This is a genomic window from Rathayibacter sp. AY1B8, from assembly GCF_002932775.1.
Lineage (GTDB): Bacteria > Actinomycetota > Actinomycetes > Actinomycetales > Microbacteriaceae > Rathayibacter.
Genome location: NZ_PSWJ01000005.1, coordinates 14,734 through 37,256 on the forward strand (window position 1 = coordinate 14,734; position 22,523 = coordinate 37,256).

Here is a 22,523-nt window from a genome sequence, read left to right on the forward strand (position 1 = left end):
GCGTTGTCCACGGGGTCAGGCCGGGACGCCCGCTCCCGCCCGCTGGACCCGCGTGCCGACGAGGCGCTGCGAGGAGGCGTCGACAGCGGCGGCCGCGCCGACCAGCTCGAGCGCCGCCTCCGTCTCGCGGGTCGCGCAGTCCGGGCCCACCCACAGCTCGACGCGGCCGGGCTCGACGATCCGCACGCCCTCGCGTCCGGTGAAGGCCAGGCGCGCGGCCGGGACCTCGAACCGGACCTCCGCCTCCTCGCCGGGCTCGAGCGCGACCCGCGCGTAGCCGAGCAGCTGCGCCACCGGCCGGGTCACGCTCGCGAACACGTCGCGGGCGTACAGCTGCACCAGGTCGGTGCCCGCCCGCTCGCCCGTGTTGCGCACGCGCACGGTCGCCGTGAAGGAGCCGTCCGTCGGGGCGGACTCCTCGACCGCCAGCTCCGTCCGGGCGAAGGCCGTGTACGAGAGGCCGTGGCCGAACGGCCGCACCGGCGTGCTGTCGGCGGAGGTCACGTCCGACGGCCCGCCGAGGATCGGGTGCAGGTACGAGAACGGCTGCGCCCCGGCCGAGCGCGGCAGCGAGACCGGCAGGTGGCCGGAGGGGTCGACCCGTCCCGAGACGACGCCCGCGATCGCGCCGGCGCCCTCCTCCCCCGGGAAGAACGCCTGCAGCACGGCGGCGGGAGCCGACGGCCCGTCGAGCGCCCAGCCCACGGCGTAGGGGCGGCCGGTCAGCAGCACGAGCACGACCGGGGTCCCGGTCGCCACGACGGCCTCGACCAACTCGCGCTGGCGGCCCGGGAGCTCGAGGCTCTCGACGTCGTTGCCCTCGCCGACCGTGCCGCGGCCGAACAGGCCCGCCCGGTCGCCGACGACCACGATCACCACGTCGGAGTCGGCGGCCGCCCGGACCGCCTCGGCGATCCCGGAGGCGTCGTCGCCCTCGACCGAGCAGCCCTCGGCGAGCAGCAGCTCGGCCGAGCCGAACTCGTCCGCCAGCGCGTCCGCGACCGTCGGGATCTCGAAGCCCAGCGGCACGCCCGGGTGGTGCGCCAGCACGTGGTTGGCGAAGGAGTAGCAGCCCATGAGCGCGGGCGCGCTGTCGGCGTTGGGGCCGATCAGCGCGAGGCGGCGCGGCGCAGCGAGCGGCAGGACGCCGTCGTTCGCGAGCAGCACCACCGACTCCTCGGCCAGGCGGCGGGCGATGTCGCGGTGGGCCGGCGAGTCGAGGTCGATCGACTCGGGGGCGTCGTCGAAGCGCGCGTCGAGCAGTCCGAGCCGCTCCTTCTGCGCGAGCACCCGCAGCACGGCCCGGTCGACGAGCGCCTCGTCGGCCTTCCCGGCCCGGATGCGCGCGGCCAGCGGCGCGAGGAACGCGTCGCCCGTGGGAAGCTCCACGTCGATCCCCGCGGCGAGCGCCAGCTCGGCCGCCTCGCCCAGATCGGCGGCGACCGCGTGCATGAGGTGGAGGAACGCGACCGAGAAGTAGTCGGCGACGACCACGCCGTCGAAGCCCCAGCGCTCGCGCAGCACGCCCGTGAGGTAGGTGGGCGTCGCTCCGACCGGGTCCCCGTCGATCTCGGCGTAGGAGTTCATCACCGAGCGGGCGCCCCCGTCGCGGATCGCCATCTCGAACGGCGGCAGCAGCACGTCCGCGATCTCGCGCGGTCCGGCGTGCACCGGCGCGTGGTTGCGGCCGCCGCGGGAGGCGGAGTAGCCGATGAAGTGCTTCAGCGTCGCGTCGACGCCGGTGGACTGCAGTCCCTGCACGTACGCGGTGCCGATCGTGCCGACCACGTACGGGTCCTCGGCGATGCACTCGTCGACCCGGCCCCAGCGGGGGTCGCGGATCACGTCGAGCACCGGCGCCAGGCCCTGGTGGATCCCGAGCTCGCGCATCGAGCCGCCGATCACGGCGCCGAGCTCGGCCACGAGCTCCGGGTCGAACGAGGCTCCCCAGGCGAGCGGAGTCGGGAACGTCGCGGCCTGCCAGGCGGCGAGCCCGGTCAGGCACTCCTCGTGGACGATCGCCGGGATGCCCAGCCGCGTCTCCTCGACGAGTCGGCGCTGCTCCGCCCACAGCCAGCGGGCGCGCTCGAGCGGATCGACGGGGCGCGTGCCGTAGACGCGGGTCAGCTGGCCGATCCCCTCGCGGGTCGCCTCGGCGTACCCGGTCGAGGTGGCCATCTCTCCGGCGAGCGGGGCGACGACCTCGCCGCCCTGGTCGACCCAGTAGCCGACCAGCTGGGAGAGCTTCTCCTCCAGCGTCATCCGGCCCAGCAGCTCGGTGGTGCGGGCGGACGGGGCCTGGGGATCCTCTGGTGCGTGCGGTGCGGTCACGGTGCGACCCTCTCTGCGGGTGGGGCGACGGGTGCGGACGGGACGGGGGACGCGGCGGACGGGCGGAGCGATCCGCTCATCCCTTCACCGCCCCCGTCAGCCCGCCGACGATGCGGCGCTCGAAGACGCTGAAGAAGATCAGCGCCGGGATCATCGACAGCGACACGAAGGCGAGCACCTTCGCCGTGTCGACCGAGTACTGCGACGAGAACGCCTGCACTCCGAGCGGGAGCGTGAAGGTGGACTCGTTGTTGAGGATGAACAGGGGCAGCAGGTAGCTGTTCCAGCTCGCGATGAACGCGAGGATCCCCGTGGTGATCACGCCGGGCATCGCCAGGCGCACGACCATCCGGAAGAAGAAGCCGATCCGGCTGCAGCCGTCGATGAAGGCCGCCTCCTGGATCTCGTCCGGGATCGCGCGGAGGAACGGCACCAGGATGATGATCGTGGTCGGCAGGCCGAACGCGATCTGCGGCAGCACCACTCCGGCGAGCGAGTTCATCAGGCCGAGGCTCTTGATCACCAGGTAGAGAGGAGTGATCGCCACGGTCATCGGGAACATCAGGCCGGCGGCGAAGAGCGCGTAGAACACGCCGCGCCCGGTGAAGTCGTAGCGGGCCAGGACGTAGCTCGCCATCAGGCCGAGCACGACCACGCCGAGCGTCGTCGCGAGGCCGGCGATGGTGGAGTTGCCGACCTCCTGCCAGAAGACTCCGCCGGTGATCACGTCGAGGTAGTTCTGCACGTTCCACGGCGAGGGCAGGCCCGCCGGGTCGGTGGTGATCTGCGCGTTCGTGCGGAAGCCGCCGAGGATGATGTACGCCACCGGGGCGAGCATCAGCGCGATCACGACGATCGCCACGACGTAGGCGATCGTGGTGCCGCGGCCCAGGGGCTGCCGGCGCCGCTTCACCGCGAGAGGCCGAGGGGTCTCCGGAGTGATCGGCGGGGCCGTCATCGTCGTGCCGGTCATCGCTTGTCTCCCGTCAGTGCGCCCGCCGTATCGCGCCGGAGCACGAAGCGCTGGTACAGCAGCGCCACCACGAGCGAGATCAGGAACAGGACCACCGCGACGGCGTTCCCGTACCCGTAGTTGCCGGCGTTGCGGCCGTTGGTGACCAGGTAGATCGCCATGGTCGAGGTGCCCGCGGTCGAGGACACGTACTGGCCCCAGATGATGTAGACGAGGTCGAACAGCTGCAGTGCGCCGATGATCGACAGGAACGCCCAGATCCGCAGGGTCGGCGCGAGCAGGGGCAGGGTGATCCGCCGCTGCACCTGCCAGTAGGAGGCGCCGTCGATGGCCGCGGCCTCGGACAGCTCCTCGGGGATGCCCTGCAGACCCGCGAGGAAGAGGATCACGGCGAAGCCGATGTACTTCCACGTGATGATCAGCATCAGCGTCCAGATCGCGATCGCCGGATCCGAGAGCCAGTCCTGCTTCAGCGCGCCGAGGCCGACCTTCTCGAGCAGGCCGTTGACCGCGCCGCTGGTCTGGAGCATCAGGCTCCAGCCGGTGCCGACGACGACCTCCGAGATCACGTACGGCACGAAGATCAGGACGCGGATGATCGACTGCCCGCGCAGCTTGCGGTTCAGCAGCAGCGCCAGGAGGATCGCGACCGGCCCCTGGAGCACGAGCGAGAGCACCACGATGATGCCGTTGTGCGCGAGGGCGTCGTGGAAGGTGGGGTCCTGCAGGATCGTCAGGTAGTTGCGGAAGCCGACGAAGTCCGTCGGCACTCCGTAGCCCTGCCAGGTGAAGAAGCCGTAGTAGGCCGCCATCACGACCGGGAAGATCACGAAGGCGAGGAAGACGATCAGCGCCGGGCCGACCAGGAGCGCGATCTCGAAGCGCCCCGCCCAGCCCACGCTGCGGCGGCGCCGGCGCACCGGAGGCGTCGAGGTGACGCCTCCGGTGCGCGCGGTCCCGCGGGGCTCATCCACTCCGAGGAGCGGGCTCTCGCGGAGTGCCATGGTGGCTAGGCCTTCGCCGCGGCGGCGTTGACGGCCTCGACCAGCTGCTCGGGGTCGCTCTTGCCGGCCAGCAGGTCGACGACTCCGACGTTCAGCGCGTTGCCGACGTTGAGGCCGTAGACGGTGTCGAGCCACTGCGAGACGTACGGGGCCGAGTTGTAGGCCTCGAGGATCTGCTGCAGGTACGGCTCGGTAACCGCCTCCTGCGCCACGGTGTTCACCGGGGGCGCGTTGAAGGCCGCGTAGTACTCCTTCTGCACGTCGGAGGTGGCCAGGTAGTTGAGGAAGTCCACGCACTCGTCGGGAGCGCCCGCGGAGCAGGAGTAGCCGTCGACGCCGCCCATGATCGCGCCGGCCTCGCCGTCGCCGCCGTCGATCTCGGGGAACGGGAACCAGCCCAGGTCGGGCAGCGGCTTCTCGTCGGGGGTGAGGGAGGCGATCACGCCGGGGTTCCACGCGCCCATGAGCTCCATCGACGCCTGGTGGTTGGCGAGGAGTCCGGCCGAGCTGCCCGCGCCCTGCTGGGCGGCGGTGGTGAGGAAGCCCTCGTTGAACGGCTCGGTGGCCGAGAAGTCCTGCAGGTCCTCGCCCGCGCGGACCCAGCAGTCGTCCGAGAAGTCCTTGGTGTCGGCCGCCTCGGCCATGGTGTCGGCGCTGCACTCGCGGAGCGCGAAGAAGTAGTACCAGTGCGCGGCGGGCCAGGCGTCCTTCGCGCCGAGCGCGACGGCCTGGGCTCCGCTGCCCTTGATCTTGGTGATCGCGGAGTCGAGCTCGTCGATGGTCTTCGGGGTCTCGGTGACGCCCGCCGCCGTGAAGAGGTCCTGGCTGTAGAACAGGCCGCCCGGGAGGACGGCGACCGGCATCGCCCAGACCTTGTCGTCGAGCGTGTTCGCCGAGAACGAGCCCTCGGGGATCTCGCTGCGCGCCTGGTCCGAGATGCCGTCGGTGAGGTCCTTCAGCTGTCCGCCCGCGACCATGGCGGCGAGCTTGCCGCCTCCGCGCTGGAGGAAGACGTCGGGGGCGTCGCCCGAGTTGAGCGCCGTCTGGAGCTTGCCGTCGAGGTCCTCGTTCTGGATGGCCTGCGACTCGATGGTCACTCCGGGGTTCGCGGCCTCGAAGTCCGCGATCGTCTTGTCCCAGAACTCCTGGCCGGGGCCCGTGGTCGAGTTCTGCCAGAGGGTCATCGCGACGGTGCCGTCGCTCGATCCCGAGTCCTGGCCCGAGCAGCCGGTGAGGGCCGCGACCGTGCCGAGCAGGGCTGCTGTCGCCACTGCGATCTTCCTGAACTTCATCGTCCAACCGTTCTCTTCATCGAGGGCGCCGCCTGGTGCACCGGCGCCGTGGGGGTTCCCGCCTTCGCGGGTGGAGTCAGTGTCCGCAGTGCTTGCGAAAGTGGTCAAACGTTTTCGAAATGGTTTTCGAAGCACGGGTTACAGTCGGCCACATGACCACCCGACCGACCATCCACGACGTCGCCGCTGCCGCCGGCGTCTCGGTGGCGACGGTGTCCAAGGCCGTGAACGGCCGCTACGGCATCGCCCCCTCCACCGCCACCCGCGTGCTCGAGGTCGTGCGCGAGCTCGGCTACGAGTCGAGCCTCGTCGCGAGCAGCATGCGCTCCCGGCGCACGGGCGTGATCGGCGTGCTCGTCGCGGGGTTCGAGCCGTTCAGCGCCGAGATCCTGAAGGGCGTGGGGTCGGTGCTGGCGGAGTCGCGGTTCGACCTGCTCGCCTACTCCGGCTCCCACGAGGGCGAGCAGGAGGGCTGGGAGCGGCGCTCGCTCAGCCGGCTCAGCGGCACCCTCATCGACGGGGCGATCATGGTGACGCCGAGCGTGGTGAGCGCGCCCTCCGACATCCCGCTCGTCGCCGTGGACCCGCACACCGGCCGCGCCGACCTGCCGACCGTCGAGTCCGACAACTTCGGCGGCGCCCTGCTCGCCACCCGCCACCTCGTCGCCCTCGGGCACCGCCGCATCGGCTTCGTCGCGGGCCGCGGCGACCTGCGCTCGGCGCGGCTGCGGGAGGCCGGCTACCGGGCGGCGCTGGCGGAGGCCGGCATCGCCTTCGACGAGCGCCTGCTGCGGGTGGGCAACTACCACCGCGACACCGCCCGGCGGCCCGCCTCCTCGCTCCTGTCGCTGCCCGACCGGCCGACCGCGGTCTTCGCCGCCAACGACGTCTCGGCGCTGGCGATCATCGAGACCGCCGCGCACCTGGGCCTCGCCGTGCCCCACGACCTGTCGGTGATCGGCTTCGACGACGTGCCCGAGGCCGCTCGCTTCGATCCGCCGCTGACCACCGTCCGCCAGCCGATGCAGACGCTCGGAGCGACCGCCGCCGAGATGCTGATCGCGCTGATGGCCGGGCGCGAGCCGCGCTCGCTGCACGTGCAGCTGCCGACGCAGCTCGTCCGCCGCGCGACGACGGGACCGCCGGCATGAGCGGCGACGGGACCGCCGGCACGGGCGACGAGCTGGAGGACGACGGCCCGACCGCGGTGCACGCCGCCCTCTTCGACGCGCTGGAGCTGGTGGACCTGCCCGCGCTCGAGGCGCTGCTCGACGAGCGCTTCGTGATCGAGCACCCGACCGGCCTGGTGCAGTCGCGGGAGGAGTGGCTCGCCGACATCGACGAGGCGCGCAAGGAGTACCACGAGATCGACCACGTCGAGAGCGCCCTCTCGGGCGGCGCCGCGCACCCGGTGCTCACCTCCCGCACCATCACCGAGGCGACCATCGGCCGCCTGCACGCGACCTGGCGGCTCCAGCTGACGAGCCGCCTCGTCCGCCGCGACGAGGGGTGGGTGATCACGCGGACCGTGGTGACGAGCTGGTGAGGCGGGCGGACCGGCGCGTCCGTGGCCGGCTGCGGGCGCGGCGGGCAGGATCGACACCGTGCTCCTCCAGGTCGTGACCCGCTCCGCCCGCCCGGCCGCCGAGATGTTCGACCGGGCGCGCGACATCGACCTGCACACCGCCTCGCAGGCCGGCGCTCGCGAGCGCGCGGTGTCCGGGACGACCACCGGGCTGATCGGCCTGGGCGAGCACGTGACCTGGAGCGCCCGGCACTTCGGCGTCCCGCTCCGGCTGACCAGCACCGTCACCGCGCTCGACGCCCCGCACTCCTTCGTCGACGAGCAGACCAGCGGGCCCTTCGCGACCTTCCGGCACGAGCACCGCTTCGAGCCCCACGGCTCCGGCTCCGTGATGATCGACCGGCTCGAGTACTCCGCGCCGCTCGGCGTCCTCGGGCGGATCGCGGAGCGGCTGGTGCTCGACCGGCACCTGCGGCGGCTGCTGGAGGAGCGCGGCGCGTTCCTCGCCGGGGGCGACCGGTGAGGCTCCTGATCCGGACCCTGCTGACGCTCGTCGCCGTCGCCGGGGTCCTCTCGCTCGCGACGACCTCGGTCCTGTTCGCCCTGTCCTCCCTCGACACCGGCCGGGACCCCGGCGAGCTGCTCCCCCCGCTGGCCCGAGCGCTTCTGGCGACCGCCGTGACGGCGGCCGTCGGCGGGCTCCCCTACTCCGCGGGACGGGGTCGCGCGCCCTGGCCGGTCCTCTGGTCGGCCTCCGCGGTCTGCATCCTCGCGATCGCCTGGATCGTGGTCTCGATCGCGGCGTGGACCGACGCGGGCGACGGGACGGACGCCGTCGTCACGCTGCTGACCGTGGTGCCCGCGGCCTGCTGCTCGATCGCCGCGGTGCCGGTGACCGAGCTCGTCCTCCGGGTGGGAACGCGCAGGATCGACGCCCGCTAGCGGATCCGTCCCGCCGCTTGACCTTGACGTTGCGTCAACCCGTACCGTCGCTTCCATCGCCGCCGGAGTCCCCGGCGACGCGGAGACGGAGGGCGCTGTGGAGCAGGAGTGGACCGTGCACGAGGTGGCGCGGCTGGCCGGCACGACCAGCCGGACGCTGCGGCACTACGGGGCCGAGGGGCTGCTGCCGCCGAGCCGGGTGGGCGCGAGCGGCTACCGCTACTACGACGCCGCCGCGCTCGTGACGCTGCAGCGGATCCTGCTGCTGCGCGACCTCGGTCTCGGGCTGCCCGAGATCGGGCGGATCCTGCGGCGCGACGCGGAGCCGGTGGCCGCTCTCGAGCGGCACCTCGGCGTGCTCCAGGAGGAGCGCCGACGGCTCGACCGCCGCATCCGGGCGGTCACCGGGACGATCACCACGATGAGAGAAGGGAACGGGCCGATGGCCGAGGAGATGTTCGACGGGTTCGACCACGCGGAGCACCGCGAGGAGGTGGAGCGCCGCTGGGGTGCCCCGGCGTACGCCGACGGCGACCGCTGGTGGCGCTCGATGAGCGCGGACGAGCGCGAGCAGTGGCAGCGGCGGCAGGCGGACCTCGCCGACGCGTGGACCGCCGCGGCGGCGAGCGGGGCGGATCCGACCGGGGAGGAGGCGCTCGCTCTCGCCGATCGGCACCGCGCCTGGCTCGCCGAGGTGCCGGGCACGCCCCGCGACGCGACCGGCGGCCCGAGCGACGAGTACCTGCTCGGGCTCGGCGAGATGTACGTCGACGACGAGCGGTTCGCGGCGCACTACGGCGGAGTCGCCGGCGCCCGGTTCGTCCGCGACGCGCTGCGGGCGCTGGTCGAGCGGCGGGACTGACGGAGGTTCCGTCTGCCGGGCCGGGACCCCGCTCCGGAACGGCATGATCGCCTGATGGGACGCATCCGATTCAGCAGTCCGGGCTGGGACGAGGACACCGATCGGGGGCCTGCGCCCGACCCCGACCGTGCCCGGCACTCCCGGGACGACGGGGCGAGGTTCACCGCGATCGCGCTCACCTGCCTGTCGGTCCTCCCCGCGATCGTCCTCACGGCCGCGTTCCTCCTCGTGCGGCTCCCTCCGCTCGACCGCGACGACCAGCCCGACTGGACGGCGCCGAGCGCGGACGTCCTTGCTCCGTGGCTGCTGCTGTTCCTGCTCCCGCCGCTGGTCACGGGGCTGCTCGCCCGTCTGGTCGGCGGGCGGGACTCCTCCCACGGGTTCGGTCGCTCCGCCGCGGTCTGCCTCGTGGTGATGGCGCCGTTCCTCGGGCTCTCGGCCCTGTCGCTCCTCGGCTAGGCGCGGCCTCTCACGCCTGCAGGACCACCGCGCCGTAGTGGGTGCCCGCGCCCGTGCCCACCAGCAGCACCGACTCCCCCGGCTGCACGCGCGAGCGGTGCAGGGCCAGCGGGATCGCGCTGCCGATCGTGTTGCCGACCTCGCCGAGCGTGATCGTCATCCGGTCGCGGCCCCAGAGGCGGGCCATGCCCTCGAGCCCCGCCGCGCTGGTCTGGTGCGGGACCACCCGGTCGATGCCGGGGAGCCCAGTCGAGAGGCCGGGCCGCACCTCCTCGAGGAACCCCGGGAAGTGCCGCAACGCGTCGACGAGCAGCGCCTTGCCCTGCATGTCGAAGCGGAAGTCGGCGAGCCGGTCCTGCGCCTCCTCGATCCGGATCCGCGAGCCGAAGCCGCGCAGCTCCGCGTGGCGCACACCGCTCGGGCGGGTGCGGAAGTGCGTGGTGACCAGGCCCTGCCCCGGAGTCTCGGCGCGTCCGATCACGACGGCGGCGGCCGCGTCGCCGAAGAGCAGGGCGCTCTCGGGCTGGCCCGGGTCGATGCCGCGGCTGCCGCAGTCGGTCGAGACGATGAGCACGGTGTCGGCGCGACCCGTGGCGAGGAGGAATCCCGCCTCCTGCAGCGCGAAGAGGAACGACAGGCAGGTGGCGCCGACGCTGTACGCCGAGACGTCGTCGAGGCCGAGTCCCGCCGCGAGCAGCGCGCCTCCGTCCGGGATCGCCTGCAGCTGAGTGCCCGAGGCGTTGAGCACCACGTCGACCGTGTCGAGCCCGGCCGCCGCGAGCGCCCGGCGGGCGGCGAGCAGGCCGAGCTCCAGCGGGTCCTCGTCGTCGGTGACCCAGTGGCGGGTGCGTACGCCGGAGCGGCGCTCGGCCTCGTCGGCGGGCAGGCCGCAGAGCGCGGCGACCTCGGCGGTCGTGACGATCCGCTCGGGCAGCGCTTCGCCCGTGCCGAGGACGCGGAGCGGGAGGAGGTCGGGCACGCGGGCCCCTTCCTGCCCCGGGACGTGCGGAGCGAATCCCTGTATAGCGCGCCTCTGCACCTCCGCGCGCACTGTTCGGCGCGGTTTGACGGCACGGGCCCCCGCCGACACCATGGTCCCGGAGCGGGGGACGGATGGACGCGCGCGGTTTCTGGGTGGTCGTGCCCTTCCTCGACGAGGAGAAGCTGCTCGGCGGCGCCCTCGACGCGCTCGCCCGCCAGACCGATCCGGACTTCACCCTCCTGCTCGTCGACAACGGCAGCACCGACGGCTCGCGCGCCGTGATCGAGGAGTTCCGCCGCCGACGCCCGGAGCGGCAGGTCGCCGTGATCGACGAGGCGCAGAAGGGCACGGGAGCCGCCTCCGACACCGGCTTCCGCCACGCGATCGCCGAGGGCGCGTCGGCCGTCGCCCGCACCGACGCCGACTGCCTGCCGAGCGCCGACTGGGTGGCGCGCCTCAAGGCCGACCTCCGCGGCGGCGCCCGTTTCGTCGGCGGCCGCCTGTCCCCGCGGCGGGACGAAGCCGTCTACCGCTGGTACGACGGCGTGCTCGGCACCGCGCTGATCCGCCTGATGGAGCACGCGCCGGGCGTCTTCTACCGCCGCCCCGGCCAGCGGTACCGGATGTTCATGGCGGCCGGCTGCAACCTCGCGATCGACGCCGCGCTGTACCTCCAGGTCGACGGCTTCCCGCGCTCGAGCATCGACGACACCGACGAGGACCTGGAGCTGCACCTCAAGGTCTGCCAGGTGATCGGGCGGAGCGAGGCGCTGCTCGACAAGGACGCGGTCGTGCTGATGTCGATCCGGAAGGGCAAGGCGCTCGGGTACCTGGGGATCCTGCTCTGGTACTGGGGCCGCAAGCGCGGGTTGGAGGTCGTCGATGTCCGCTGAGCGCCGGCGCCGCGTGCTGATCACCGGGGCGACGGGCTTCCTCGGCGGCTACGCGGTGCGCGAGTTCCTGGCCGCGGGCGACGACGTGCTCGCTACCGGTCGCGCCCCCGAGGCGCTGGCGCGGCTGGAGGAGGAGGGCGCCACGGTCCTCCGCGCCGACCTCGCCGAGCTGGGCGCGACGACCGTCGAGGCCGACGTGCTCGTGCACGCCGCCGCTCTCTCGAGCCCGTGGGGCACGTGGAGCGAGTTCGAGCGCGCGAACGTCGCGGGGACCGAGGCGATGATCGCGCTGGCCGAGCGCTGCGGGATCCGCCGCTTCGTCTTCGTCTCCTCGCCGAGCATCTACTCCGCCCGCCGCCACCAGTACCTGGTTCGGGAGGAGGAGGTCGACACCGGCAGCCGGATGAGCCTCTACATCCGCAGCAAGATCGAGGCCGAGCGGCTGCTGCAGGAGGCGCACCGCTCCGGCCGGATCCCCGAGCTCGTGATCCTGCGCCCCCGCGGCCTGATCGGCGTCGGCGACCCCAGCCTCCTCCCCCGCTTCGTCGCCGCGAGCCGCCGCCGAGGCATCCCCCTCTTCGACGGCGGCCGGAACCCCGTCGACATCACCTGCGTCGAGAACGCCGCGCACGCGCTGGTCCTCGCGGCCGACGCTCCCGTGGCCGACGGCGGCGTCTACAACATCACCAACGGCGAGCCCGCTCCGCTCGGCGACCTCCTCGAGCGCTTCTTCGCCGCGATGGGCGAGGAGCCGCGCTTCATCCGGGTGGACCTGCGCGTGCTGACTGCGCTCGCCGAGATCCTGGAGCGGGTGTACCGGCTACTGCCCGGCCGCGAGCCGCCGTTCACCCGCTACACCGTGGCGACCCTCGCCTACGCGCAGACCCTCGACATCTCGCGGGCGCGGACCGAGCTCGGCTACGAGCCGACCGTGCCGCTGGCCGAGGGCATCCGCCGGGTCGGCGAGCACCTAAGGAGGACGCGTGGCTGAGTCGTCGCTGCAGGTGATGGCGTGCGGGAGCACCGTCTTCCCGCTGTCCCGGGTGTTCCGCGGGAAGGGGCTCCCCCGCCGCGTCTTCCCCTCGAACGTCTTCCTCTACACGCACGCGAGCGGCCGGCGGGTGCTCGTGGACACGGGCTACCCGCTGACGTTCCGCGGAACAGGCCTCGTCGGACGGCTGTACGAGCGCATCCTGCCCGCGTCCGTGCCGGACGACGAGACCGTCGACCAGCGGCTGCTCGCCCTCGGCCTGACCCCGGCCGACGTGGAGTTCGTGGTGCTCACGCACCTGCACCCGGACCACGTGGGCGGCGTGCGCTGGTTCCCGGACGCGACGTTCGTGCTGTCGTCTGGCCAGGTCGCCTCCGTGCGGCGGAACCGCGTGCGCGAGGGGATCTTCCGCGCGCTGCTGCCGCCGTGGTTCGCGGCCGGGATCGTGACGGACGAGCAGCCCGTGACGACGATCAAGGGGCTGAGCGGATTCGACCTCTTCGGCGACGGATCGCTGCTCGTGGTGCCGCTCCCGGGGCATGCGCGCGGGCACCTGGGGGCGCTCGTCGAGGGGCGCGTGCTGGTCGCCGGGGACGCGGCGTGGGGGCGGGAGTTCCTCGGCTGGTCCGGGCGCCTGCGCCGGCTGCCGCGGTTCATCAGCGACGACGCGCGGGCGCACGAGCGGACATCCGAGATGCTCGAGCGGGTCGAGGCGGCGGGCGTGCGGCTGCGCTTCTCGCACGACGCGTATCCGGAGGGGGACGTGCGGCTGGGTGGGGCGGCGGCCAGTGGCGGACAGGACCTCATCGACCTCGACGGTGAGAGCTCCCGTCTCCGCTAGACGGGAGGCGACTCAGGTTCACGCGATCCTCGGCGGATCAGCCGTTCGGACGTCCCGCGAGAGGCCCTGTCACCGAGGCTTGTCATCGGGCATGTCTTTCGGGACGCTGCGGACCGCGAGATCTCGAGTTCCGATGCTCGACCAGCCGGCGGTCGTCAGCGGGGCAGGTGCTCGTAGGGGACGCGGCGGCTCAGCCAGGCGAGCAGACCGGCGGCGAGCGCCGCGATCGCCGCCGGGATGAGAAGCAGCCAGAGGGCCGAGGTCACGGCGACGAGGACGAGCGCCGCCGCGGCGACGCCGGCGCCGATCGCGAAGTTCCAGCGCACGTCCGTCGCCACTCCGCCCTCGGGACGCGTCCACAGCACCACGAGGGCCGTCGCGATCGGCCCGAGCAGCAGCCCCAGCACGAACCAGCGCCAGCGCGAGCGGCCCTTCTGCTCGGCGAGACCGGCGGTGACGATCGCGAGTCCGAACCAGATCCAACCGGAGTCCTGGGTGAGTGTCATGCGTGGAGCCTAGGGCGCGGGCAGGATCGCCCCGGCGAGGTCGCCGATCGGGCATGTGGGCCTGTCGCCCGCGTCTCCCGCCCAGCGTTCCCCGGCACGGCCGCTGACCTGGACCGCTACCCAGGCACCACCGCGAAGGCGACTCCGACGACGACGCCCAGCACGAGAGCCGCCGAGCCGAACCCGATCAGGAGGGCGAACGTCAGCGGACGGGTCTCGCGGAAGCTCATCGTGCCGGGGATCAGCTCGTTGATCTCGGCGGGGCTGAGCGTCTTCTCCGGGGCGGGCGGCGCCTCGATCTTCCGCCGACGAGCGGCTCCGGTCAGGCGCGCCCACACGCTCCGGCCACCGGTGTGCACGCCACGCGCCGCCGGCAAGAGCGGCGTCGTCACGGCGGCGACGACGGCTCGCAGATCCTCGATCTCCCAGTCCGACCCGCGGAGCCGCAGCGACCGGCTCCCGTCCGACAGGAACAGGATGAGCGACGGGGGCAGATCGATCCCCTCACTGTTGGGGCCGGCGGGCACCCACGCGAGCAGCGCCTTCACCGACGGGTCGGCGCGGTCGAAGGTCACGACCCTGCCTCGAGCGTCCGTGCACTCGATCGCCCGGACCGAGATCCGCAGCGACGCGCTGGCGAGGAACCGCCGGTTGCGGAGCGCCAGCACTCCGACGATCACCAGAGCCACCACGGTGGCGAAGCCGAACAGCCCGAGGTAGACGGCCAGCGCTGCCCCGCGGTCGTCGGCGATCACGACGCCCCAGACGCTCCCCGCCAGCAGGACCAGCGCGGGAAGGACGGCGACGGGCCTCAGCCGTCGCGACTCGTTCTTCTGCCGGGCCCTCGAGGGCCGGAACTCGCGAACCGGCTCCGAGCGGTCCGTCCGTCGCCGTTCCATCAGACGGACGCGACGGCCGGGGAGCCGGCGCGGGCGCGATTCCGAGGAGGGTCGTCGAGGCTGCGGCGCATGGCGTCAGGGTAGCGGTGGCGTTTGGTCGGGCCGCGCAGGACGTCACCTGACGACAGGTCGACCTCTCCCGAGGTGCCGCCGCCGAGCACGATCATCCGAGCGAGGGCGCGTCCGGGGCGACAGACTGGGCTGGTGTCCTCACCGATGACGATCCGCGCCGTGCTGACCTCGGCGCCGCGTGAGGAGATGCACCTCAGGCTCCATCTCGCGATGAGCGAGCGAGCGCGGCCCCTCGCGGCCGTCCCCGACGACCGGCCTCCTCACGACCTGCCGTACCGGGCGGCGCGCTCGACGCACCCTCGACGCCGGGCGCGGCGGCAGCACGCCGGGCGCACAGCGCCCTGACGCGACTCCCGCGCCGCCGACAACACGCCGCCCCCACTCGACGCCCGCACGTACCCACTCCAGACAGGACCCGCCATGACCTCCTCCCTCTCCCACCCGGCGAGCCGCTGGGCTCTCGACCACATGCCCCTCACCGCGCAGGCCGTCCGGGAGCTCGCTCCGGTGCTCTCCGGGAGGAAGCTCGCGATCTGCCTCCACGTCGAGCCCAAGACCGCCGCCCTCGTGTCGCTCCTCGTCGAGGCCGGCATGGACATCGCCTTGACGGGCTCGCCCGGAACCACGAAGGACGACGTCGCCGACGACCTCCGCGCCCTCGGCGTGCACGTGCACACGAAGCAGAGCGACGGCGAGGCGGAGCACCTCCGCAACATCGAGAAGGTGCTCGAGCACGATCCCGATCTCACCCTCGACAACGGCGCCGACCTCACCCTCCGCCTCATCGACTCGGGCGTCCCGGACCACTACCTCGGCGGCACCGAGGAGACCACCACCGGCGGCCTCCGCCTGCGGGAGAACAGCGCGACTCTCCCGCGACCGGTCGTCGTCATCAACGACTCGCCCCTCAAGCTGATCGTCGAGAACGAGTACGGGGTCGGCCAGAGCGTCGTCCAGGGCTTCATGAACGCCACGAACCTCATGATCCCGGGCACCCGCGCCGCGGTCATCGGCTACGGCCCGTGCGGGCGCGGGGTCGCCGACACCCTCTCGCAGCTCGGAGCGCGGGTCTCCGTCGCGGACGTCGACCCGATCCGCTCGCTGCAGGCGATCCTCCGCGGCCACCGCGTCGGACCCGTCGCCGACGTCCTCTCGGACGCGCAGTTCGTCTTCACCGCCACCGGCGCACCCGGCGTCATCGGCGCGGCGGAGATCGACGCGTTCGCCGACGGCGCCGTGATCGCCGGCGTCGGCCACTTCCCGTGGGAGATCGACGAGGAGGCCCTCGCGGCCGCCACGGAGTCGACCACCGAGTTCGCCGACGGACAGCGCCGGCAGGGCATCCGCCTGAAGAACGGCAAGCGGATCGTCCGCCTCGAGAACGGCCGGATGATCAACCTCACCGCGGCCGGCGGCAACCCGATCCAGGCGATGGACCTCGGCCTGACCCTGCAGGCCCGGAGCCTCGCCGCCGTCGTCACCGCGGACCTCGACGCCGCCGTGCAGCCCGTCCCGGCCGACGTCGAGCACCGCATCGCGACCGACCTCGTCGCCCTCCTCAGCCGCTGAGCGGCGAGCGGCGGGTCCTCGGCGGCGATCCGCGGAGCGGCGGCGGCGCACGTCAGAAGACGGCGATCGGAGTGACCGGAACGCCGGTGAGCCCGAGCAGGTGCGGTGGGGCCACGCTGAGCAGGAACGACCAGCGGGACAGCTCGGCGCAGACCACGGCGAGCTGCTCCACGTCCGCGCTGTCGATGAGGGGCATGCCCAGCCGTGCGAGCGCGACCCTGCGCATCGGCATCGGCATCTCGGGATCGTGAGGGGGGGGGGGGAAGCTGTCGCCGACGTCCCCCGCGTGGAGCGCCACGCCCCGCTCGTGCATCCAGGTCACGGCGTCGACGGTCCTGCCGGGGGCCTGCTCCTCCGAGTCCCAGGAGAAGCCCCACCAGCTGCGGACGACGAGCGCGTCGCCGGACTGCCGGGGGACGCCTCCCCGGCGCTCAGCCGCTTCGAGGTCGGCGGCGACGATCGCGTGCGCCGCCGGCAGCCTCCCCTGCGGCGCGAGGTCGAAGCCGGGCTTCGGAGCATCGCCGACGCAGGACCTCGTCCAGACGGTGTTCACAACGAAGGATGGATCTGCTCCAGGACCCCGCGATCCGCGCGGAACGGGCGCCGGAGCCTCATCCTCACTCCGTTGTGAACAGGACCAGGCGAGCGGGGCCGACGTAGGACGTCCACCCGGGCGCCCTCTTCCGGACGTGGCCGGAAGAGGGCGTTGCCCACGGCGCTCGCAGCTGTCACGGTCGCAGGGCGGCCGACGACGGCCGACCCGACCGGAAGACCCCCATGCGCCTCCGAAGCACTGTCCGCCCGCTCGCGCTCCTCACCGGCGCCCTCCTCCTCGGGACCGGCCTCGCCGCCCTCGACGGGCCGCTCGCCGGCACCGCGGCCGCGGCTCATGCGGCCGACAATCCTGTCGCGGGCGGGCGCGTCGTGGGCTGGGGATACGACGAGGACGGTCGGGCGAGCGCCCCCGAGGATCTGACCGACGCCGTCTCCATCGCGGCCGGCCAGTACTACGGCGTCGCGGCGAGGAGCGACGGCACAGTGGCCGTCTGGGGTGACAATCTCGAGGGCGGCCCCATCCCGGCGGACGACCTCCGCGGCGTCGCGGCCGTCTCCCCCGATCTGGCGCTTCTCGAGGACGGCACCGTCGCGCCGCTCTTCCCCCCGGAGGACCGGTACACCGAGCCGCCGGCGGGGCTGAGCGGCGTCACCGCGATCGACTCGAGCGGCACCCACAGCGTCGCGCTCCGCGACGACGGGACAGTGGCGATCTGGGGATACGACCAAGGGCGAGTGCTGGAGGCGCCTCCCGGTCTGGACGACGTCGTGGCGATCTCCGCCGGGTCCTTCCACACCCTCGCCGTCACGAGAGACGGCAGCGTCGTGAGCTGGGGCTACGACGGCCCCGACGACATCTTCGCGGGCTACTCCGACATCGTCGCGGTCGCGGCGGGACGGACCCACGACCTCGCCGTCCGCGCCGACGGCAGCGTCGTCGCCGAGGGGAGCGACAGGGACGGAGAGAGCGACGTCCCCGCCGGGCTGACCGGTGTCGTCGCGGTCGCCGCCGGGTACGGGCACAGCGTGGCGCTCCGCGAGGACGGCACCGTCGCCGCCTGGGGCGACGACGGTGCCGGCCAGTCCACGGTTCCCGCAGGACTGAAGGGGGTCACCTCGATCGACGCCGGCTACGGCTTCACCCTCGCCACCGGGACCCGTCCCGTCCTCACGGCTGCCGCGCCTCCCACGGCGACGGTCGGCACTCCGTTCTCCTTCGCCTTCGGAGGGGATGCGCGCCTCGCGGACCACACCCTCGGCAGCGGGACGCTCCCGCCCGGACTGACCCTGACTCCCGAGGGGTTCGTGACGGGCACGCCCGCAGAACCCGGAACCTCCGACTTCACCGTCACCGCGACCAACTCCTTCGGAACGACCACCATCGCCTCCCGGCGGATCACCGTCGAGGCCGCCCCGCCTGCACCCGTCGCGCCGACGATCAGCGGAACCGTCGCAGCCGGCGTCGTCGGCTCGGCCTACGACTTCACCTACGCGGTCGCGGGAACTCCGGCGCCCGTCGTGACCGTGTCGTCGGGCGCCCTGCCCCCGGGTCTCACCCTCGATCCGACGGGGCGCCTCACCGGCACTCCGACCAGGACCGGCGCCTACGTCTTCACCGTGCAGGCCGCCAGCACCGCCGGAACCGCGACCGCGCAGAGCACTCTCACCGTGTCCCCTGCGTCCGCGACCGCGAAGGCCGACCTTCGCGTCGACGTCTCCGCTCCGACCACCGCGGTGAAGGGGAGGACGTTCACGTACACGCTCATCACGAAGAACGCCGGACCCTCCACGTCGACGTCCGTCTACTCGAAGGTGATCCTCCCGCCGGGGGTGCGGTTCGTCTCCGCGACGGGGAAGTACACCCGTATCGGCAGCGTCGTGGTCTTCCAGCGCTCCAGCCTCGGCAACGGGCGGACATCCACCGAGAAGATCGCCGTCACGGCCGTGAGCGCAGGCACGGGCACAGCGCTCGCAACCACCTTCTCCGTGAGGACTCCGGATCCGTCGATCCGCAGCAACGCCGACACCGCTGCCACCACCGTCCGCTGAGGAGCGTCGGGCGGGCGACGAGGCCCTCCCGCCCGTCCTCGGGCATCACGCCGGGCGCAGCCAGTCCGTGATCGCGCTGACGACGCGGTCGAGGTGGGACTCGAGCAGGAAGTGCCCGCCGTCGACGAGCTCGATGCGCGCGTGAGGGGCGTCGCGGAGGAACGCCTGGGCGCCGGCGGGGGCGAAGATCTCGTCGTTCCGGCCCCAGACGGCGAGGACGGGGACTCCGGACTCGCGGATCCACGCATGCACGGCGGGGTACAGGGCGCGGTTGGTGGCGTAGTCGCGGAAGAGCGCCAGCTGCACGTCGACCTGGCCGGGGCGGGCGAGGAGCGCGAGGTCGTGCTCCCAGGCGTCCGGATCGACGGTGGTGGAGTCGGGGACACCGTGGGTGTACTGCCACTCGACGGCCTCCCGGCCGAGGGCCGGTCGGAGGGCTTCGCGCGTCTCGTCGGTCCGCTCGGCGGCGTCGGCCCAGATCGGGTCCCAGAAGCCGGGCACGAAGCCCTCCTCGTAGGCGTTGCCGTTCTGCGAGATCACGGCGACGACCGCGGACGGATCGGCGAGGGCGAGGCGCCAGCCGACGGGGGCGCCGTAGTCCTGGACGTAGATCGTGTACCGGGTCACCCCGATGGTCTCGAGGAAGCGGCCGGTCACCGCGGTCAGGGCCGCGAACGTGTAGTCGAAGTCGTCGACGGAGGGCGCGGACGAGCGTCCGAAGCCGATGTGGTCGGGGGCGATGACGCGGTAGTGGCCGGCGAGGGCGGGGAGGAGGTGGCGGAACATGTGCGAGCTGCTCGGGTACCCGTGCAGCAGCAGGAGGACGGGCGCGTCGACGGGCCCGGCCTCCCGCCAGAAGACGTCGAGTCCGTCGACGGACACGGTGCGGTGATGGACGACGACCATAGCTAACCCCTTCAAGTAGATTTACTGGTTAGTCGGACGCTAGCATGGATCGAACGGGCCGCACGGCGCGGGAGGACGGGGAACGATGGATCGGGACGAGGAGCTGCTCCTGGCGGTGCTGAACAGCGCGCCCGTGGTGGACGGACAGCCGACGGACGACCTCGGCGACACGTCCGGTCGCGGGCTCGCCCGGCGGTGGGGCGGAGCCGGCACCGAGGACGAGCTCGAGCGGCTGCGCCGCGCCCGCGACGCGCTCCAGGCCGTCGTGCGCTCGGGCGCGCCCGCGGCCGTCGCGGAGCTCGCGGACCTGGTCGCGCACGCCGTGCGCACTCCGCGCGTCACCGGTGAGGGCGTCGTGTGGGAGCTGAGCGCTCCCGAGCCGGATCGACTCGCGGTGGAATCCGTCCTCGCCTGGTCCGCTGTGAACGCCCGGTTCCCCGGGCGGCTCCGCGCCTGCGCGAACGACGAGTGCAACCTCTTCCTCCTCGACCGCAGCCGCCCCGGCACCGCCAAGTGGTGCTCGATGGCGACGTGCGGCAACCGGATGAAGGCCCGCGCGCACGCGAGCCGGTCGCGGGTCTGAGGGCGGCCGGGAGGCACAGCGGCGAAGGCTAGGCGCAGCGCAGCCGGGCCGTCGATGCGGACGCCTGCGCTCGAGCCCGTTGCAGGGCCTCCTCGCGTCCGGCCGCGTCCAGGCGGGCGGGACCGTAGGTGACCACCGGGGGCAGGACGTCGTACCCGACGAACTCGAGCATCCCGCGATGGATGTGGAAGAGGAACGACTGCAGGTCGCCGTAGCCGTCGGCGGCGCCGGGCGCGAAGGCCGCTTCGCCGCCGCCCGTCGTCAGCAGGAGCATCGCGCTCCTGCCACGCAGGCCGCCTTCGGCGAAGACGCCGTGCTCGCCTCCGAACGTCGCGCCCATCACGAAGACGCGGTCGATCCAGCCCTTCATGATCGCCGGCATCGAGAACCACCACAGGGGGAACGAGAGCACCAGGAGATCCGCCTGCATCAGCTCGTCGAGGTCGCTCGTGACGGGCTCCCCGAGCGTCTTCTCGAGGACCGCGGTCATCTGCTGCGCCTGCGGCTTGAAGTAGCCTGAGCCGGGCGCGAACTGGTCGCGGTGCAGCACCGGGTCCCGGCCCTCGGCGTACAGGTCGAGCCGGCGCACCTCCATGCCGTCGGCCCTCAGCTGCTCGAGGACCGCGTCCGCCTGCGCCGAGGAGAAGGACCGCTCCTCGGGATGGGCGTGGACGAGCAGAGCGCGGCGAGCGGGAGCGGCCTCGGAAGCATCGGTCATGCCGCCGATCATATCGACGATTCGCGATACGTCGCTAGATCGAGGCTCCGAGCCGCTTCAGGAGCCCGTCGACGTCGGCGTCGCTCCTCCGGTAGTGGGTGTACTTCCCGACGCGCGTCGAGCGGACGAGGCCCGCGCGCTCCAGGGATCCCATGTACGACGAGATGGTCGACTGCGCGAGACCGCTCTTCGCGGCGAGATGCGTGACGCAGACCCCGAACTCGGCGCGGTCGGCGATCGGCTCGAACTCGCTGAACGACGCCTCGGGAGAGCGGAGCCACTCCATGATCTGCAGCCGCGTGGGATTGCCCAGCGCCTTCAGCACCTCGACCAGTCCCGTGTCCACCGCGCCATTCTCCTCTGCTCGCCGCCCGGGCGCCTCCGCACCGGAATCACCCTCCGCCCGGACGCACCCCGCTCACGGCAGCAGGATCACCTTGCCGTCGAGCGTCCGGGACTCGGCGAGCTCCATCGCCTCGACGATCCCCGTGAGCGGGAAGCGGGCGGCGATGTTGGCCGTCAGCGAGCCGTCGGCGAGGAGTCCGAGCACGCGGCCGAGGTCCTCCTCGAGCCGCGCACGGAAGCGCGCGGGGCGCAGCGAGTGGCCCGCCCAGAGGTCGTAGAAGACCGCGCGCCGGCCATTGGGGGCGAGCTGGTAGGCCTGGATCCGCGCGAGCTGACGGAGGAAGGGGGGCCAGATACTCCCGGTGCTCGCGCTCACGATGGCGTAGGCGACGAGGGTGCCGCCGGGTGCGAGGAGCGACCACGCCAGCCGGGTCGTCGCTCCGCCGACGTTGTCGAACACGGCCCGCACTCCGCCGGGAGCGAGCTCGCGCACGCGAGCGGCGAGGTCGGGATCGGCGTAGTCGACGGGCTCCACTCCGGCGGCGCGGAGGGCCTCGTGGTGGCGGGGCGAGGCGGCGCCGATCACGCGGACCCCCTCGAGGCGGGCGAGTCGGTGCACGAGGCCGCCGACTCCGCCGTTCGCGCCGAACAGGAGGATCGTGTCACCGCGGGAGACCCGGGCCGCGCGGTGCAGCATCTGCCACGCCGTCACTCCGTTGACCACGACGGCCTCGGCGTCCTCCGACGCGACCGCCTCGGGGACGAGAACGCAGTCGCGGGCGGCGACACGGGCGTGCCCGGTCCAGCCGCCGGTCTTGGTGAGCGCGGCGACGCGGCGGCCCTCGAACGACGCGTCGTCGCCGGGGCCGACCGCGAGGACCCGGCCGACGAGGTCGTAGCCGGGCGTGAAGGGGAACCGCGGCTGGGCGAAGTAGCGGCCGCGGCGCATCGACTGCTCGGCGAACGAGATGCCGGTGGCCTCGACGGCGACGAGCAGCTCGCCGGCCGCAGGAGGCTCGACCGGCGCCTGCTCGAGGAGCAGCCCGGACGGCTCGACGATCCCGGGGAGGACGACGCGGGTGGTGGTGCGGGGAAGGGTGGTGGACATGAGGGGCTCCTGGAGGTCGTAGGTGAGTGACCGAACAGTCACAACGGCGGATATGGAAAGGGATGGTGGCGAAGAGGAGAAAGAGGAGGGGAGGAAGAAGAGGAGGAGAGGCGAGCGC

Annotated in this window: 24 protein-coding genes; 12 read left to right on the top strand and 12 right to left on the bottom strand. The window is 72.9% G+C overall.

From position 1 onward, the window contains the following. Window positions 1-15: 15 nt before the first annotated feature. The 4 genes from C5C63_RS05120 to C5C63_RS05135 form a co-directional block, all read right to left on the bottom strand. Window positions 16-2,262 (bottom strand): glycoside hydrolase family 3 N-terminal domain-containing protein, encoded by a 2,247-nt coding sequence (locus C5C63_RS05120; RefSeq protein ID WP_104325612.1) that lies wholly within the window; start codon window positions 2,260-2,262, stop codon window positions 16-18. A 145-nt stretch (window positions 2,263-2,407) separates the two neighbouring features. Further along, window positions 2,408-3,304, bottom strand: a complete 897-nt coding sequence (locus C5C63_RS05125; protein ID WP_104224899.1) for a carbohydrate ABC transporter permease — start codon at window positions 3,302-3,304, stop codon at window positions 2,408-2,410. Beyond that, complete coding sequence (locus C5C63_RS05130; RefSeq protein ID WP_104325613.1) at window positions 3,301-4,308, bottom strand: carbohydrate ABC transporter permease; 1,008 nt, start codon at window positions 4,306-4,308, stop codon at window positions 3,301-3,303. The genes C5C63_RS05125 and C5C63_RS05130 overlap by 4 nt, the downstream gene beginning before the upstream one ends. Window positions 4,309-4,313: 5 nt before the next feature. Continuing rightward, window positions 4,314-5,600, bottom strand: coding sequence for an ABC transporter substrate-binding protein (locus tag C5C63_RS05135; protein ID WP_104226346.1), 1,287 nt, complete (start codon window positions 5,598-5,600; stop codon window positions 4,314-4,316). Window positions 5,601-5,752: 152 nt separating this feature from the next. On the opposite strand from C5C63_RS05135, the gene C5C63_RS05140 reads away from it, so the two are divergent. The 6 genes from C5C63_RS05140 (at window position 5,753) to C5C63_RS05165 (ending at window position 9,388) form a co-directional block, all read left to right on the top strand. Then, on the top strand, window positions 5,753-6,751 hold the full coding sequence (locus C5C63_RS05140; RefSeq protein ID WP_104224902.1) for a LacI family DNA-binding transcriptional regulator: 999 nt from the start codon (window positions 5,753-5,755) through the stop codon (window positions 6,749-6,751). Beyond that, window positions 6,748-7,146 carry a nuclear transport factor 2 family protein gene (locus C5C63_RS05145; protein WP_104239174.1) on the top strand — a complete coding sequence of 133 codons (399 nt, stop codon included), beginning with the start codon at window positions 6,748-6,750 and terminating at the stop codon, window positions 7,144-7,146. The genes C5C63_RS05140 and C5C63_RS05145 overlap by 4 nt, the downstream gene beginning before the upstream one ends. A gap of 58 nt (window positions 7,147-7,204) precedes the next feature. Then, complete coding sequence (locus C5C63_RS05150) at window positions 7,205-7,648, top strand: SRPBCC family protein (RefSeq protein ID WP_258065389.1); 444 nt, start codon at window positions 7,205-7,207, stop codon at window positions 7,646-7,648. After that, a complete protein-coding gene (locus tag C5C63_RS05155; RefSeq protein WP_104325614.1) occupies window positions 7,645-8,067 on the top strand; it encodes a hypothetical protein in 423 nt (140 codons plus the stop codon). Before C5C63_RS05150 ends, C5C63_RS05155 begins: the two co-directional genes overlap by 4 nt. A gap of 97 nt (window positions 8,068-8,164) precedes the next feature. Then, complete coding sequence (locus tag C5C63_RS05160; RefSeq protein WP_104325615.1) at window positions 8,165-8,929, top strand: TipAS antibiotic-recognition domain-containing protein; 765 nt, start codon at window positions 8,165-8,167, stop codon at window positions 8,927-8,929. A gap of 54 nt (window positions 8,930-8,983) precedes the next feature. Beyond that, the gene (locus C5C63_RS05165) at window positions 8,984-9,388 is read left to right on the top strand and encodes a hypothetical protein (protein ID WP_104325616.1); all 405 of its coding nucleotides are present in this window, start codon (window positions 8,984-8,986) and stop codon (window positions 9,386-9,388) included. Between the two features lie 10 nt (window positions 9,389-9,398). Here C5C63_RS05165 and C5C63_RS05170 read toward each other — a convergent pair whose 3' ends face one another. Next, on the bottom strand, window positions 9,399-10,367 hold the full coding sequence (locus tag C5C63_RS05170; protein ID WP_219812379.1) for a 3-oxoacyl-ACP synthase III family protein: 969 nt from the start codon (window positions 10,365-10,367) through the stop codon (window positions 9,399-9,401). 134 nt (window positions 10,368-10,501) lie between these two features. Here C5C63_RS05170 and C5C63_RS05175 point away from each other — a divergent pair, with 134 nt between their 5' ends. The 3 genes from C5C63_RS05175 to C5C63_RS05185 are packed head-to-tail and all read left to right on the top strand — an operon-like array spanning window position 10,502 to window position 13,095. Further along, window positions 10,502-11,263, top strand: a complete 762-nt coding sequence (locus C5C63_RS05175; protein WP_104325617.1) for a glycosyltransferase family A protein — start codon at window positions 10,502-10,504, stop codon at window positions 11,261-11,263. Then, on the top strand, window positions 11,253-12,254 hold the full coding sequence (locus C5C63_RS05180; protein WP_104234109.1) for an NAD(P)-dependent oxidoreductase: 1,002 nt from the start codon (window positions 11,253-11,255) through the stop codon (window positions 12,252-12,254). The genes C5C63_RS05175 and C5C63_RS05180 overlap by 11 nt, the downstream gene beginning before the upstream one ends. Continuing rightward, window positions 12,247-13,095: an MBL fold metallo-hydrolase gene (locus C5C63_RS05185; protein WP_104234110.1), complete on the top strand. Its 849-nt coding sequence runs from the start codon at window positions 12,247-12,249 to the stop codon at window positions 13,093-13,095. Before C5C63_RS05180 ends, C5C63_RS05185 begins: the two co-directional genes overlap by 8 nt. 155 nt (window positions 13,096-13,250) lie before the next feature. Here the strand turns inward: C5C63_RS05185 and C5C63_RS05190 are convergent, their stop codons facing one another. Together C5C63_RS05190 and C5C63_RS05195 are read right to left on the bottom strand one after the other, a co-directional pair. Further along, entirely contained in the window at window positions 13,251-13,601 is a 351-nt protein-coding gene (locus C5C63_RS05190) for a hypothetical protein (RefSeq protein ID WP_104234111.1), read from the bottom strand. Between the two features lie 116 nt (window positions 13,602-13,717). Next, on the bottom strand, window positions 13,718-14,500 hold the full coding sequence (locus C5C63_RS05195; protein WP_104234112.1) for a hypothetical protein: 783 nt from the start codon (window positions 14,498-14,500) through the stop codon (window positions 13,718-13,720). Window positions 14,501-14,992: 492 nt separating this feature from the next. Here C5C63_RS05195 and C5C63_RS05200 point away from each other — a divergent pair, with 492 nt between their 5' ends. Continuing rightward, the gene (locus C5C63_RS05200) at window positions 14,993-16,141 is read left to right on the top strand and encodes an adenosylhomocysteinase (protein ID WP_104325618.1); all 1,149 of its coding nucleotides are present in this window, start codon (window positions 14,993-14,995) and stop codon (window positions 16,139-16,141) included. 52 nt (window positions 16,142-16,193) lie between these two features. Here C5C63_RS05200 and C5C63_RS05205 read toward each other — a convergent pair whose 3' ends face one another. Then, window positions 16,194-16,694 carry a cyclase family protein gene (locus tag C5C63_RS05205; protein ID WP_104325619.1) on the bottom strand — a complete coding sequence of 167 codons (501 nt, stop codon included), beginning with the start codon at window positions 16,692-16,694 and terminating at the stop codon, window positions 16,194-16,196. Window positions 16,695-16,918: 224 nt separating this feature from the next. On the opposite strand from C5C63_RS05205, the gene C5C63_RS05210 reads away from it, so the two are divergent. Beyond that, window positions 16,919-18,745, top strand: a complete 1,827-nt coding sequence (locus C5C63_RS05210) for a putative Ig domain-containing protein (protein ID WP_104325620.1) — start codon at window positions 16,919-16,921, stop codon at window positions 18,743-18,745. Between the two features lie 45 nt (window positions 18,746-18,790). On the opposite strand, the gene C5C63_RS05215 is transcribed toward C5C63_RS05210, so the two are convergent. After that, window positions 18,791-19,651 (bottom strand): alpha/beta fold hydrolase, encoded by an 861-nt coding sequence (locus C5C63_RS05215; RefSeq protein ID WP_104325621.1) that lies wholly within the window; start codon window positions 19,649-19,651, stop codon window positions 18,791-18,793. 85 nt (window positions 19,652-19,736) lie between these two features. On the opposite strand from C5C63_RS05215, the gene C5C63_RS05220 reads away from it, so the two are divergent. Further along, window positions 19,737-20,234 (top strand): CGNR zinc finger domain-containing protein, encoded by a 498-nt coding sequence (locus C5C63_RS05220; RefSeq protein WP_104292334.1) that lies wholly within the window; start codon window positions 19,737-19,739, stop codon window positions 20,232-20,234. A 28-nt stretch (window positions 20,235-20,262) separates the two neighbouring features. Here C5C63_RS05220 and C5C63_RS05225 read toward each other — a convergent pair whose 3' ends face one another. The 3 genes from C5C63_RS05225 to C5C63_RS05235 all read right to left on the bottom strand — a co-directional run bounded on the left by C5C63_RS05225 (window position 20,263) and on the right by C5C63_RS05235 (window position 22,405). Continuing rightward, complete coding sequence (locus C5C63_RS05225) at window positions 20,263-20,952, bottom strand: NAD(P)H-dependent oxidoreductase (protein WP_104292387.1); 690 nt, start codon at window positions 20,950-20,952, stop codon at window positions 20,263-20,265. 34 nt (window positions 20,953-20,986) lie between these two features. Next, on the bottom strand, window positions 20,987-21,298 hold the full coding sequence (locus C5C63_RS05230) for a helix-turn-helix transcriptional regulator (RefSeq protein ID WP_244230566.1): 312 nt from the start codon (window positions 21,296-21,298) through the stop codon (window positions 20,987-20,989). Between the two features lie 72 nt (window positions 21,299-21,370). Then, complete coding sequence (locus C5C63_RS05235) at window positions 21,371-22,405, bottom strand: medium chain dehydrogenase/reductase family protein (protein ID WP_104325622.1); 1,035 nt, start codon at window positions 22,403-22,405, stop codon at window positions 21,371-21,373. Window positions 22,406-22,523 lie beyond the last annotated feature (118 nt).

What these genes read in the sequence shown, in the direction of transcription:
- C5C63_RS05140 (WP_104224902.1), top strand. Translation starts at nt 5,753, where the DNA reads ATGACCACCCGACCGACCATCCACGACGTCGCCGCTGCCGCCGGCGTC.
- C5C63_RS05165 (WP_104325616.1), top strand. Translation starts at nt 8,984, where the DNA reads ATGGGACGCATCCGATTCAGCAGTCCGGGCTGGGACGAGGACACCGAT.
- C5C63_RS05125 (WP_104224899.1), bottom strand. Translation starts at nt 3,304, where the DNA reads ATGACCGGCACGACGATGACGGCCCCGCCGATCACTCCGGAGACCCCT.
- C5C63_RS05210 (WP_104325620.1), top strand. Translation starts at nt 16,919, where the DNA reads ATGCGCCTCCGAAGCACTGTCCGCCCGCTCGCGCTCCTCACCGGCGCC.
- C5C63_RS05120 (WP_104325612.1), bottom strand. Translation starts at nt 2,262, where the DNA reads ATGACGCTGGAGGAGAAGCTCTCCCAGCTGGTCGGCTACTGGGTCGAC.
- C5C63_RS05225 (WP_104292387.1), bottom strand. Translation starts at nt 20,952, where the DNA reads ATGACCGATGCTTCCGAGGCCGCTCCCGCTCGCCGCGCTCTGCTCGTC.
- C5C63_RS05190 (WP_104234111.1), bottom strand. Translation starts at nt 13,601, where the DNA reads ATGACACTCACCCAGGACTCCGGTTGGATCTGGTTCGGACTCGCGATC.
- C5C63_RS05175 (WP_104325617.1), top strand. Translation starts at nt 10,502, where the DNA reads ATGGACGCGCGCGGTTTCTGGGTGGTCGTGCCCTTCCTCGACGAGGAG.
- C5C63_RS05235 (WP_104325622.1), bottom strand. Translation starts at nt 22,405, where the DNA reads ATGTCCACCACCCTTCCCCGCACCACCACCCGCGTCGTCCTCCCCGGG.
- C5C63_RS05195 (WP_104234112.1), bottom strand. Translation starts at nt 14,500, where the DNA reads ATGGAACGGCGACGGACGGACCGCTCGGAGCCGGTTCGCGAGTTCCGG.
- C5C63_RS05135 (WP_104226346.1), bottom strand. Translation starts at nt 5,600, where the DNA reads ATGAAGTTCAGGAAGATCGCAGTGGCGACAGCAGCCCTGCTCGGCACG.
- C5C63_RS05130 (WP_104325613.1), bottom strand. Translation starts at nt 4,308, where the DNA reads ATGGCACTCCGCGAGAGCCCGCTCCTCGGAGTGGATGAGCCCCGCGGG.
- C5C63_RS05220 (WP_104292334.1), top strand. Translation starts at nt 19,737, where the DNA reads ATGGATCGGGACGAGGAGCTGCTCCTGGCGGTGCTGAACAGCGCGCCC.
- C5C63_RS05200 (WP_104325618.1), top strand. Translation starts at nt 14,993, where the DNA reads ATGACCTCCTCCCTCTCCCACCCGGCGAGCCGCTGGGCTCTCGACCAC.
- C5C63_RS05215 (WP_104325621.1), bottom strand. Translation starts at nt 19,651, where the DNA reads ATGGTCGTCGTCCATCACCGCACCGTGTCCGTCGACGGACTCGACGTC.
- C5C63_RS05180 (WP_104234109.1), top strand. Translation starts at nt 11,253, where the DNA reads ATGTCCGCTGAGCGCCGGCGCCGCGTGCTGATCACCGGGGCGACGGGC.
- C5C63_RS05145 (WP_104239174.1), top strand. Translation starts at nt 6,748, where the DNA reads ATGAGCGGCGACGGGACCGCCGGCACGGGCGACGAGCTGGAGGACGAC.